The sequence below is a fragment of the Cryobacterium sp. TS_SC_7 genome, from assembly GCF_056156285.1.
Window position 1 is genome coordinate 823,808 of record NZ_CM149589.1, and the last position, 12,172, is coordinate 835,979.

Below are 12,172 nucleotides of genomic sequence, written 5' to 3' on the forward strand. Positions count from 1 at the left end.
ACGGGTGGTCGCTCGCGGCAGTCAGGAACGGAGCGCACCGGGAGAACAGAACCCTGCCAGGCTCTCAGCCACCGAGGGCCTGGCAGGGTTCTCCTTGCGGGCTTCGGGTCCCCGACAAGTTGTGTCAGTGTGGCCTGCCGCCCGGAACGCGTCAAGGTTCGGCTCCGAAGCACCTCCCTCGGCCCGACGTGGCCCCGGCACGCACACAGGCGGTGGACGCATCCGATTCGACCGGATGCGCCCACCGCCTGCGCCTGGGCCGGTCCGGCTGGGCCGGTCCGGCTGGACCGGCCCGGATGGTGTGTCGTTAGACGGCGTCGAGCGCGTAGCCCTCTTCACCGTGGACGATGGTGTCCACTCCGGCCACCTCGTCCTCGTTGTTGATGCGGAAACCGATCGTCTTCTGGATGACCCAGCCGATGCCGTACGCCATCACGAAGGAGAAGATCGCGATACCGAAAGCGGCGACGAACTGCACCCACAGCTGGTTGAGGCTGCCGGTGTCGAGCAGGCCGATCCCCGAACCGAAGATGCCGATGTAGAGCGTTCCGATCATGCCGCCGATGAGGTGGATGCCCACCACGTCGAGCGAGTCGTCGAAGCCCCACTTGAACTTCAGGTCGATGGCAACCGCACACACCGCGCCGACGAGAACACCGAGGACGATGGCCCAGAACGGGGTGAGGATGTTACAGGCCGGGGTGACGGCGACGAGTCCGGCGACGGCACCCGATGCGGCACCGATCGACGTGGGCTTGCCGTCCTTGATCTTCTCGACGATGAGCCAGCCGAGAATACCGGCGGCGGGAGCGACGAGCGTGTTGATCCAGGCGAGGGCGGCGATGCCGTCGACGGCGGCTTCGGAACCGGCGTTGAAGCCGAACCAGCCGAACCAGAGCAGCGACGCGCCGAGCAGGGTGAGCGGCACGTTGTGCGGCTTGGAGATGCCCTTCTTGAAGCCCACCCGCTTGCCGAGGACCAGGGCGAGAGCCAGACCGGCTGCACCGGCGTTGATGTGCACGGCGGTGCCACCGGCGAAGTCGTTGACTCCGAGGGCTGCGGGAGCCCAGCCGTCGGCAAGGTTGAAGACCCAGTACGCGACCGGGAAGTAGACCAGCGTCGACCAGACGGCGGCGAAAATCAGCCAGGCGCCGAACTTCGCGCGGTCGGCGATGGCTCCGGAGATCAGGGCGACGGTGATGATGGCGAACGTGGCCTGGAAGCCGGCGAACGCCAGGCCGTTCAGGTCGGGCGAGAGGGAGCCGTCTTCGCCGGCACCGAGGAGTCCCGAGAGACCGAGCAGTTCGGACGGGTTGCCGAGGAAGCCGGGGATCAGCGGCGGTCCGAAGACGAGACCGTAGCCGTAGAGCACCCAGAGCACCCCGACGACGCCCATCGCGCCAAAGCTCATCATCATCATGCTGATAACGCTCTTGGCCTTGACCATGCCGCCGTAGAAGAACGCGACACCGGGAGTCATCAGGAGCACGAGGGCTGCCGCGACGAGAAGCCACAGGGAATTGAGATTCAGAGCTATTTCATCAGTTGTGGCGTCCAACAGGACTGACAGTTCAACCATGGGTATGGTTACCTCTCTCTAACTAACAGTGAGTGCCGTCGACGTGCACAGGGTGAGCAGTAGATCGTGTCTCGGCGGGTACAGAGTTAGTTTGGAGTTGTCAGGTTTCGGCGAGTGCGCACGGAGGTTTCGACCGCGTTACGCGCTCCGCGCCGGTGTTAACATCGCGTTTCCTGCGGGCGGACCACACGGGCACGGCCGTTCAGTCGTGCGGCGGCAGCTCGCCCGTGGTCAGCGCCACGAGCCGGGACTGGGACCGCTGGTACTTCTTGCGGTAACCGCCGGAGAGCATCTCCGCGTCGAAAACCTCGTTCAGGGGCTGCCCGTTGGCGATGATCGGAATCTCCGCGTCGTAGACCCGGTCGATGAAGGCCACCAGCCGGAGCGCATCCGTCTGGTCGGTCAGCAGGTACACGTCCGTCAGGGCAATGACGTCGATTCCCTGGATCATCTTGATGTACTTCGACGGATGCACCGTGCTCAGATGACGGATCAGGCTGCCGAAATCATCCCGGGTCACCATGGAGCCGCGCTCGAGCAGTGCGGGCACCATCTGATCGAGTTCGTCCCGAGGCACGGCGATGGCGTGGCCCTCGATGTCCCGTCGCCGGTAGTCGAGACCGTCGATGCGCACGATCTCGAAGTTGGCGGACATGGCCTGGATTTCCCGGAGGAAGTCGATCGCGGCGAAACGGCCCTCGCCGAGCGAGTTCGGCGGCGTGTTGGAGGTGGCTGCGACCCGGGTGCCCGAGGCCACCAGCTCACCCAGCAGCCGGGTCATCAGCATGGTGTCGCCCGGGTCGTCGAGTTCGAACTCGTCGATGCAGATCAGACGGGCGCCGGAGAGCTGCTTGACGGTGGCCGCATAGCCGAGCGCGCCGACGAGCGCGGTGTACTCGATGAAGGTGCCGAAGTACTTCGGCCCCGGAGCAGCATGCCAGAGGGCGGCCAGCAGATGGGTCTTGCCCACGCCGAAGCCGCCGTCCAGGTAGATGCCCGGCAGCTCCGCCTTGGGCTTGCGGGTGCGGGAGAAGAAGCCGCTGGGACGCTGGGGCGACCAGGCGCCGGCGAAGGTGTTCAGTCGTTCCACGGCCTCGAGCTGCGAGGGGAAGTTCAGGTCGGGTCGATAGGACTCGAAGGAGGCGTGCTCGAACTGGGGCGGCGGAACCAGCTCGGCCACGATCTCCGGCCCGGTGATGCTCGGGGAACGGTCGGCCAATCGTTGCACCTGGCTGAGGGCCTGTGGAGCCATGCTGGAATACCCGGTTCTCTGTGTCGGACGCTGGCCGCACTCGGCGCATCATCGTTGAAGCTCGACCGCGGATGCGATCAGGACCCATACCGCGTAGATTCGAAAAGCGGGCCGGTAAACAGCCTAAACCGCGCACATTTGATCCGATGTCCATCGGACGCTCCCAGGAGGTTTCCCCCATGCCCGTTGATCTCGATCCGGCAGAGAAGTTCACCGCCTACGCGCACCCCGAGCGTTTGGTGACGACCGAGTGGTTGCAGCAGCACCTCGGCACCCCCGGCCTCGCGGTGGTGGAATCGGACGAGGACGTGCTGCTCTACGAAACCGGTCACATCCCGGGAGCCGTCAAGATCGACTGGCACACCGACCTCAACGACCCGGTGGAACGGGACTTCATCGGCAGCGCAGCCTTCGCCGCCATGCTCGGCGCCAAGGGCATCTCCCGCGACACGACCGTGGTCATTTACGGTGACAAGAACAACTGGTGGGCGGCCTACGCGCTGTGGGTGTTCACGCTGTTCGGCCACGAGGATGTGCGCCTGCTCGACGGCGGCCGAGAGAAGTGGGTGGCCGAGGAACGCGGGCTCACCCGGGACAAGCCCGTGATCACACCGGCCGAGTACCCGGTCGTCGAACGCAACGACGCCCCCATCCGGGCCTTCCGGGAGGATGTCCTCGCCCACTTCGGCAACCCGTTGATCGACGTGCGCTCCACTGAGGAGTACACCGGCGAACGCACCCATATGCCCGCCTATCCGGAGGAGGGTGCTTTACGCGGCGGCCACATCCCGTCGGCGGCATCTGTGCCGTGGGCCCGCGCCGCGGCACCGGATGCCACGTTCCGCACCCGCCAGGAGCTCGACGCCATCTACCGGGACGAAGCCGGGCTGTCCGACGGTGACAGCGTGATCGCGTACTGCCGGATCGGTGAGCGTTCCAGCCACACCTGGTTCGTCCTGACGCACCTGCTCGGATTCGAGGGCGTGCGCAACTACGACGGGTCCTGGACCGAATGGGGCAACGCCGTGCACGTTCCGATCGTGCTGGGCACCGAACCGGGTGCGGCGCCCGCCCCGCGCTGAGCCGCCGCTGAGCCGCACCTGCGCCCCGTCGCAGACTGGACGTGGGCACCCTCCGCAGGCACTATGGCGCTCATGGACTACGCCATCGAACAGGTCGATTTGCGTGAGCAGCATACGGCGGTCGTTCGAGGGCTGGTGCCGGAGACGGACGTCCCCGTGTTCCTGGGCGCGGCCTTCGGCGAGGTCCTGACTGTGCTGGGCACCCGGGGACTCAAACCGACCGGGATGCCGTTCGGCTGCTATGTTCCCACGCCGGAGGGCCTTCAGATCGAAGCGGGTTTCCCGACCAGCGTGCCGGTGGAGCCGTCCGGACGGGTGGTCCCCTCATCCCTTCCCGACGGCACCGCCGTGCAGGTCGTGCACATCGGCCCGTATCAGGGTGTCGTCGGTGCCTACAGGGCTGCGGATGCCTGGCTCGCCGAGCACGGTTGGGAGGCGACCGGGCCACCCTGGGAGTCCTACCTCGACGGGCCGGAGGTGGCCGAGCCGCGCACCATCGTCTCTGTTCCGTGCCGTCACCCCTGATCCGGCGCATGGCAGAATGAGTCTCGATGACTGCCACCGAATTGCCCGCGAAACTGGCCGAGATCCGTGACGAATTCCTCGAACTCGAGGAACCGGACCGGCTGCTTCTGTTGCTCGAGTTCGCGGACGAGCTGCCTGCTCTTCCGCCCCGCTACGCGGATCACCCGGACCTGCTGGAACGGGTCGTGGAATGCCAATCCCCGGTCTTCATATTCGTGGAGGTCGACGACGATTGCGCCGTTCATCTCCACGCGACCGCTCCGCGGGAATCACCGACGACCCGGGGCTTCGCCTCGATCCTCGCCCAGGGGCTGGACGGTCTCAGCCGCCAGGAGGTGCTCGACGTGCCGGACGACTACCCGAACACGATCGGGTTGACGAAGGCCGTGTCGCCCCTGCGCATCCGCGGCATGACCGCCATGCTCGCGCGCACCAAACGCCGCCTGCGCGAGGGCACTGCGTGACCCTGACCTGGGTCTTTCCGCAGTCGGAGGGACAGGCCTGCGGCGATGACGCAGCCGGCCTCTCACGGACGATCGACGGGCTCGATCCAGCCAGTCGGGACTGGCTTCTCCTCCGCTACGCCCCGAAACCCGGCCCCTACCTGAGGGTCAACATGATTGCCAGCCTGAACGGCAGCGTCACCGGCTCCGACAACACCTCGGATTCGTTGTCGAGCCGGCTGGACCGTCGCATCCTGGGCGTGATCCGGCAACTCGCCGACGTGGTCCTGATCGGCGCCGGCAGCGTCCGTGCGGAGGGCTACGTCATCCCGGCACGCGCTTCCCTGGCCGTCGTCACGGCCAGCGGAGACCTCGCCGGGCACCGACTCGCGCCACGGGCCGGCACCGAAGCTGACCGCAGTCAGCGCGTCTACGTGCTCTGTCCGCGGGCCGCTGTCGCCCGCGCGCAGGCCACGACGGCCGGGTCCGGAGCGGTGATCGTGCCGCTCGAGGACCAGGACGGCACGCTCACTCCCGCCACCGTCGTCGCGGCCCTGGGCAGCCTCGGCCTCACCCGGATCGTCTGCGAGGGCGGCCCCCTGCTGGCCGGGCAGTTCTTCGCAGCGGACCTGGTGGACGAACTCTGCCTGTCCACGAGTCCCCAGATCGTGCTCGGCGCCCGCGGTCTCCTCGAGTCGGCGCGGCCCGTCGCGACGGGGTTCAGTCTGCGACAGCTCCTGCTGGATGATCAGGGCGCGCTGTACGCCCGGTGGGAGCGATCTCGGCCAGCCAGTTCGTGATGGCCTGATTCCAACCGTCGCGGTCGTAGTTCCACAGCTTCGTGTGCCGCGCCACCGCGAACGGCAGAAACGTCACGATGTCGGGGCGGCGCCCGGCCAGGCTGCGGGAGCCGTCGGCGGGCACGAACCCGTCGTCGTCGCTGTGCATGAGCAACACCGGCAGTTCCAGCTCGGCCGCGCGCGTGACGAAGTCGAGGCGGCGGAAGTCGATCGGTTCGGTCTGCCCGGTGAAGATCCCGCCCCACCGTCGCCCCAGCACCTCCAGGGCGCCACTCGAGACGACCGCCGGGAGTCCGAGCAGTCCGCCGTGGAACCGCGCGACATCCGCCCAGTCGATCACGGGCGAGTCGAGCACAACACCGACGATGCGGTCGCGGAGCGTGGACCGCGTCGCCGTCTGCAGCACGATGGCCCCGCCCATGGACCAGCCCATCAGCACGATCTCGGTCGCCCCGCGAGCGACGGCGAAGCCGATGGCCGCATCGACGTCCCGCCATTCCGCGTCTCCGAGGGAATACCGGCCGTCGCCGCTCCGGGGGGCTTCCCCGTCGTTGCGGTAGGACACCAGCAGGGACGTGAATCCCGCCTCTCGGAAGACCGGCGTCGCGCGCAGGGTCTCCTGCCGCGCCACACCGCGCCCGTGCACCTGGATCACCCAGCGTCCGTCGGGTTCCTCCGCGGGGACCAGCCAGGCCGGTGCGTCGCCGATCTCGGTCGGGACGTCGACGTCCTCGAAGTCGAGACCGAGGTCCCAGGGACCCAGGAAGGAGTACCCGCCGAACCGGCCGCGTTCCGCCCGCGCCAGATCGCCATGGTCCACGCGAAGGATGCGCCGGGTCACCTGGGTCGGCGTCAGGCGCAGGACCTCGCCCAGGTGCGCATGGCCTCGGTCATTCGAGAACCAGAAGCTGTAGTCACCCTGCAGAACCGAGTCCGCCGTGGACGCCAGTGTGATCGTTCCCGCCGCCAGGTCGACGGCCTTGACTCGCACATCATCCGTGCGCCGAGCCCCGGGCGTGACGATCCGGCGAGCCATCACGGCCGAGAGAACGCCGCTCGCGATTCCGAGCATCACCGCCGCACCAGCAACGGCGATCCCGGTCACGGCCACAATCCGTCCTGGCTGCCGCCCTGAACCCATTCCGTCACGCATGACTACCTCCCCTGTCCGGCGTGCCTGACCGACACTGCACGGAAAAAACTCTAGTCTGCAGACGTGCCCGAAACACGAGAACCGCTCCCTCCGGAGTTCACCGCTGCCCGCGCATCCATCGAGCGTGCACGCATCCGTGCGGAGCTCGTGGTGAACGAGATTTCCGCCCCGGCGAACATCGCCCCGCATGCCGTCGCCTACTCCGCCGATATCAACCCGGCTCGTCACGGGGGCAACTCCGATTTGGGCACGGGGCGCTTCATCCTGTTGCACGACCCGGAAGAACCCGAAGAATGGGGCGGGGCGTTTCGCGTCGTCTGTTTCGCGCAGGCTCCGCTCGAAACCGACATCGGACTGGACCCCTTCGTCGCCGACGTGGCCTGGTCGTGGCTGGTGGACGCGCTCGACGCCCATGGGGCCCGATACACCGCGGCCTCAGGCACGGCGACTAAGATCATCTCGTCAGGCTTCGGCGAACTTGCCAGGCAGGGCGATGGCGCGCAAATAGAACTGCGTGCCTCGTGGACGCCGCTGGACGAAAATCTCGCCGCCCACGTCGAAGGATGGGGCGAGCTGCTCTGCATGCTCGCAGGCCTTCCACCCACTGGCGAAGGAGTCAGCATGTTGTCCACACGCCGCAACGGTCGTGCTTGATCACCAGGTAATCGACACCCGGGATGCCTACCTGGCAGCAACGGCTGCCATCAGCGCCGGCACGGGGCCGATCGGTATCGACGCGGAACGGGCGTCCGGCTTCACCTACTCCCAGCGGGCGTATCTGATCCAGATCTACCGGCGGGGCGCGGGCACATTCCTGTTCGACCCGCCCGCGATCGGAGAGTTCCACGAACTCAATGAGGCGCTTCTCGACGACGAGTGGATCTTCCACGCCGCCAGCCAGGATCTGGCCTGCCTGCGTGAGGTGGGCCTCGACCCCCAGCACATCTTCGACACGGAACTGGCTGCCCGCCTGCTCGGCATTCCCCGGGTGGGCCTCGGCACGGTCGTGGAAGAGCTTCTGGGCATCCACCTGGCCAAGGAACACTCCGCCGCGAACTGGTCGACCCGACCTCTCCCGGAGGCCTGGCTCGTGTACGGCGCCCTCGACGTCGAGCTGCTCCCCGACCTGCGGGACCGGATGGTCGACATGCTCGCCGCCGACTCCAAGACCGACATCGCCGCCCAGGAATTCGCTGCGGTGCTGGCCCGGGAGGCCAAGCCCGTCGGGCCCGAGCCCTGGCGACGCCTCTCCGGCGTGCACTCCATCCGCAGCCAGCGTGGCCTGGCCGTCGCCCGAGAGCTCTGGCTGGCCCGCGATCGTCTGGCCCAGGATCTGGACGTCTCCCCCGGCCGCCTCGTTCCCGACGCGTCGCTCACCGCGGCCGCACGGGCCATGCCCGCGACCCGGCAGGCGCTGGCCGACCTGCGCGAGTTCAGCGGGCGGGCCAGCCGCACCGAGCTCGATCGCTGGTGGGGCGCCATTCAGACGGGCCTGGCAGCGACCGACCTGCCCTCGCTGCGCGGCAACGGCGACCTGCTCCCTCCCCCGCGCGCCTGGTCCGATCGCAATCCGGAGGCCGATCTGCGTTACAAGGCCGCTCGCGCCGCACTGACTGAGGTCTCTGAGCAACTGTCCATCCCTCTGGAGAACCTCGTCACACCCGATTACGTGCGCCGGGTCGCGTGGACGCCGCCGGAGACCGTCGACCCCGCATCCGTCGGTGATGCGCTCGCACATCTGGGCGCTCGCACCTGGCAGATTGAAGTGACCGCACAACGTATTGCCGATGCCTTTGTGGATGTCCTTCAAACGACCAAGGTCTCAACGGAAGCAGATTCGTAGAAACCGTCCAACGATTCGACCCTCCTCGGGTGCCCCTTTAGGATCGACCGACACCTGATCGATTGATGGAGGCAAAGTGGCCGATAGAGCAGAAGTCGTGTTTGTGGACGGGGTTCGCACCCCGTTCGGACGCGCTGGCGAAAAGGGAATGTACTGGAACACCCGGGCGGATGATCTGGTGGTCAAGGCCATGATCGGCTTGCTGGAGCGCAACCCTTCGGTTCCCGGGGAACGGATCGATGAGGTGGCGATCGCCGCCACGACCCAGACCGGCGACCAGGGTCTCACCCTCGGTCGCACGGCAGCGCTGCTCTCCGGCCTGCCGAAATCGGTGCCCGGATTCGCCATTGACCGGATGTGCGCCGGCGCGATGACCGCCGTCACCACGCTGGGTGCGGGAATCGGCTTCGGCGCGTACGACCTGGCCATTGCCGGCGGGGTCGAGCACATGGGCCGCCACCCGATGGGATCGGGCGTCGACCCGAACCCGCGCTTCCTGTCCGAGCGCCTCGTCAGCGAGGACGCCCTCAACATGGGTGCCACCGCCGAACGCATCCACGACCGCTTCCCCTCGTACACCAAGGAGCGCTCCGACCGGTTCGCCCTGCGCAGCCAGGAGAAGGTCGCCGCAGCCTACGCGGCCGAGAAGATCCAGCCCGACCTGGTTTCGGTGGCGATCCGCAGTGAATCCGGCTGGGGACTCGCGACCCGCGACGAGGCACCGCGACCGGAGACCACGATGGAGGGACTCGCCTCTCTCAAGACCCCGTTCCGCCCCTTCGGGCGGGTCACGGCCGGCAACGCGTCCGGGCTCAACGACGGCGCCAGCGCCTGCCTCCTGGCCAGCAGCACGGCAGCCAAGGAACTGGGACTGACCGTCAAGATGAAGATGGTCAGCTTCGCCTTCGCCGGCGTCGAACCGGAGGTCATGGGTCTCGGCCCGGTCCCCTCCACGGAGAAGGCCCTGCGCAAGGCGGGCCTGAGCATCACCGATATCGGGCTGTTCGAACTCAACGAGGCGTTCGCTGTGCAGGTGATCTCCTTCCTGGATCACTTCGGCATCGACGACGACGACCCCCGCGTGAACGAGTACGGCGGCGCGATCGCCATCGGACATCCGCTCGCCTCCTCCGGTGTGCGCCTGATGAACCAGCTCGCACGCCAGTTCAGCGAGCACCCCGAGGTGCGCTACGGCCTCACCGCCATGTGCATCGGCCTCGGCCAGGGTGGCACCGTAATTTGGGAGAACCCGCACTTCAACCGGAAGGCAAGCAAGCGATGACCGACTACTCCGCACTCGATTTCACTCCGCTGGTCGACCTGTCGGCCGACGAGGTCGTCACGCACTCCTATGTGCGCGACGTGCCGTTGTCCGGAGGCCGGACCCTGGCGCTCGTCACGCTCGACAACGGCCGGGACCACACCCGCCCGAACACGCTCGGGCCCATCACCCTGCTCGAGTTCGGCATGACGATGGACCTCCTCCGGGAGCGTGCCGCCCTCGGCGACATCCACGGAGTCGCCGTCACCGGCAAGCCGTTCATCCTCGCCGCCGGCGCCGACCTGAGCAAGGTCAGCCAGATCCCCTCGCTCGAGACGGGCAAACTACTCGCGCAGCTCGGCCACTACGCGCTCGGCAAGCAGGCCGAGCTCGGCGTGCCCTCCTTCGTGTTCATCAACGGTCTCGCACTCGGTGGCGGGCTCGAAATCGCCCTGAACGCCGACTACCGCACGGTCGACGCATCCGTACCGGCGATCGCGCTGCCCGAGGTCTCCCTCGGGCTGATTCCGGGCTGGGGTGCCTCGTACCTGCTGCCCAACCTGATCGGCATCGAGAACGCCCTCAAGGTGATCATCGAGAACCCGCTCAAGCACCGCACGCTGAAAGCGGCCGACGCCATCGAGCTCGGCATCGCCGATGTGCAGTTCGACTCGGCGATGTTCCTCGAACAGTCGATCGAGTGGGCTGACAGGGTGATCACCGGCAAGATCAAGGTTGCCCGGCCGAACCAGCCCGGCAAGGTCGAACGCCTCGTGAAGTGGGACGTCGCCGTCGGTATCGCCCGCAAGATGCTTGAAGGCCGCATCGGCACCGTCGCCCGGGCGCCGTACATCGCGCTGGACCTGATCAAGGCGGCCAAGAGCGGGAACAAGCAGGAAGGATTCGAGCGGGAGGACGACTGCCTGGCCGAGCTCATCTCCGGCGACCAGCTGCAGGCAAGCATCTACTCGTTCAACCTCGTGCAGAAGCGGGCCAAGCGCCCGGCGGGAGCGCCGGACAAGGCCCTCGCCCGCCCGATCAAGAAGGTTGGCGTCATCGGCGCCGGCCTGATGGCCAGCCAGTTCGCCCTGCTGTTCGTGCGCCGCCTGCGCGTGCCCGTGGTCATCACCGACCTCGACCAGGCCCGCGTCGACAAAGGCGTCGCGTACATCCACGGTGAGATCCTCGCCCTGGAGACCAAGAAGCGCATCTCCCCCGACGAGGCCAACCGGCTCCGTGCCCTGGTCACGGGGACCACCGATAAGTCACAGTTCGCGGACGCGGACTGGGTGATCGAGGCCGTCTTCGAGGAACTCGGAGTGAAGCAGGATGTCTTCGCCGAGATCGAGAAGCACATCTCACCGGAGGCCATCCTCGCCACCAACACCTCGTCGCTGTCGGTCGAGCAGATCGGTGCCAAGCTGGCCCACCCCGAACGATTGGTCGGTTTCCACTTCTTCAACCCGGTGGCGATCATGCCACTGATCGAGGTCGTGAACACCCCCGAGACGAACGAGGTAACCCTGTCCACGGCCATGGTCGTGGCCGCCAAGCTCCGCAAGAACGCGGTCATCACCCGGGACACCCCCGGGTTCGTGGTGAACCGGCTGCTGGCGAAGCTGCTAGGCGAAGCCATGCACGCTGTGGACACGGGCACTCCGTTCGATGTCGTCGACGGCTCGCTCGCCAAGTTCGGGATGCCGATGACCCCGTTCGAGCTGCTCGAACTCGTGGGTCTCAAGGTCGGCGCGCACGTGCTGGACACTCACCACGCCGCCTTCCCGGACCGTTTCTTCGAGAGTGCGAACCTGCACCGGCTCGCCGAGCACGGCACCATCCTGGAGCGCGACGCCAAGGGCAAGATCAAGGGCTTCGACAAGGGTGCCGTCAAGATCGTCGCGGGCGGTACCGCCCCGATGACCGGCGAGCAGATCCTGCGCCGCGTCGAGGACGGCCTCGCTGACGAAATCAAGCGGATGCTGGACGACGGCGTCGTGCACGCCGCCGAGGATATCGACCTGTGCATGATCCTCGGTGCCAACTGGCCGTTCCAGATGGGCGGGATCACGCCCTACCTGGACCGCGTCGGCGCGAGCGAGCGGGTCTTCCACGACACGTTCCACACGCCGCCGATCCGCGGCGTGGGCGCGGCCTCCGCGTCCATCGCCCACACGACGGCGACGACCGTAGGCGACTGACGAGAGCCACTCCGCCGAGCCGTGAGCTCGACTTCC

11 protein-coding genes are annotated in these 12,172 nt (G+C 67.3%); 8 read left to right on the forward strand and 3 right to left on the reverse strand.

Annotated elements, in window-relative coordinates; translation table 11 throughout:
* Positions 1 to 307 precede the first annotated feature (307 nt).
* A complete protein-coding gene (locus AC0J5J_RS03850; RefSeq protein ID WP_134425246.1) occupies positions 308 to 1,579 on the reverse strand; it encodes an ammonium transporter in 1,272 nt (423 codons plus the stop codon).
* A gap of 202 nt (positions 1,580 to 1,781) precedes the next feature.
* Positions 1,782 to 2,831, reverse strand: a complete 1,050-nt coding sequence (zapE, locus tag AC0J5J_RS03855; RefSeq protein ID WP_134425247.1) for a cell division protein ZapE — start codon at positions 2,829 to 2,831, stop codon at positions 1,782 to 1,784.
* A 179-nt stretch (positions 2,832 to 3,010) separates the two neighbouring features.
* On the opposite strand from zapE, the gene AC0J5J_RS03860 reads away from it, so the two are divergent.
* The 4 genes from AC0J5J_RS03860 to AC0J5J_RS03875 all read left to right on the forward strand — a co-directional run bounded on the left by AC0J5J_RS03860 (position 3,011) and on the right by AC0J5J_RS03875 (position 5,681).
* A complete protein-coding gene (locus AC0J5J_RS03860) occupies positions 3,011 to 3,913 on the forward strand; it encodes a sulfurtransferase (RefSeq protein ID WP_474899581.1) in 903 nt (300 codons plus the stop codon).
* A gap of 72 nt (positions 3,914 to 3,985) precedes the next feature.
* Positions 3,986 to 4,438 carry a GyrI-like domain-containing protein gene (locus tag AC0J5J_RS03865; RefSeq protein WP_474899583.1) on the forward strand — a complete coding sequence of 151 codons (453 nt, stop codon included), beginning with the start codon at positions 3,986 to 3,988 and terminating at the stop codon, positions 4,436 to 4,438.
* 26 nt (positions 4,439 to 4,464) lie between these two features.
* Positions 4,465 to 4,902: a SufE family protein gene (locus AC0J5J_RS03870; protein WP_474899585.1), complete on the forward strand. Its 438-nt coding sequence runs from the start codon at positions 4,465 to 4,467 to the stop codon at positions 4,900 to 4,902.
* Positions 4,899 to 5,681, forward strand: a complete 783-nt coding sequence (locus tag AC0J5J_RS03875; protein ID WP_474899586.1) for a dihydrofolate reductase family protein — start codon at positions 4,899 to 4,901, stop codon at positions 5,679 to 5,681. Before AC0J5J_RS03870 ends, AC0J5J_RS03875 begins: the two co-directional genes overlap by 4 nt.
* Here the strand turns inward: AC0J5J_RS03875 and AC0J5J_RS03880 are convergent.
* A complete protein-coding gene (locus AC0J5J_RS03880) occupies positions 5,602 to 6,786 on the reverse strand; it encodes an alpha/beta hydrolase family protein (protein WP_474899588.1) in 1,185 nt (394 codons plus the stop codon). The two genes, AC0J5J_RS03875 and AC0J5J_RS03880, sit on opposite strands and share 80 nt — an antisense overlap.
* 111 nt (positions 6,787 to 6,897) lie before the next feature.
* Here AC0J5J_RS03880 and AC0J5J_RS03885 point away from each other — a divergent pair, with 111 nt between their 5' ends.
* From AC0J5J_RS03885 to AC0J5J_RS03900, 4 genes are all read left to right on the forward strand, one after another.
* Entirely contained in the window at positions 6,898 to 7,488 is a 591-nt protein-coding gene (locus tag AC0J5J_RS03885) for a DUF3000 domain-containing protein (protein WP_134425252.1), read from the forward strand.
* On the forward strand, positions 7,481 to 8,677 hold the full coding sequence (locus AC0J5J_RS03890; RefSeq protein ID WP_474899590.1) for an HRDC domain-containing protein: 1,197 nt from the start codon (positions 7,481 to 7,483) through the stop codon (positions 8,675 to 8,677). The genes AC0J5J_RS03885 and AC0J5J_RS03890 overlap by 8 nt, the downstream gene beginning before the upstream one ends.
* Positions 8,678 to 8,753: 76 nt before the next feature.
* Positions 8,754 to 9,959 carry a thiolase family protein gene (locus AC0J5J_RS03895; RefSeq protein ID WP_134425254.1) on the forward strand — a complete coding sequence of 402 codons (1,206 nt, stop codon included), beginning with the start codon at positions 8,754 to 8,756 and terminating at the stop codon, positions 9,957 to 9,959.
* Complete coding sequence (locus AC0J5J_RS03900; protein WP_134425255.1) at positions 9,956 to 12,136, forward strand: 3-hydroxyacyl-CoA dehydrogenase NAD-binding domain-containing protein; 2,181 nt, start codon at positions 9,956 to 9,958, stop codon at positions 12,134 to 12,136. The genes AC0J5J_RS03895 and AC0J5J_RS03900 overlap by 4 nt, the downstream gene beginning before the upstream one ends.
* Positions 12,137 to 12,172: the final 36 nt, after the last annotated feature.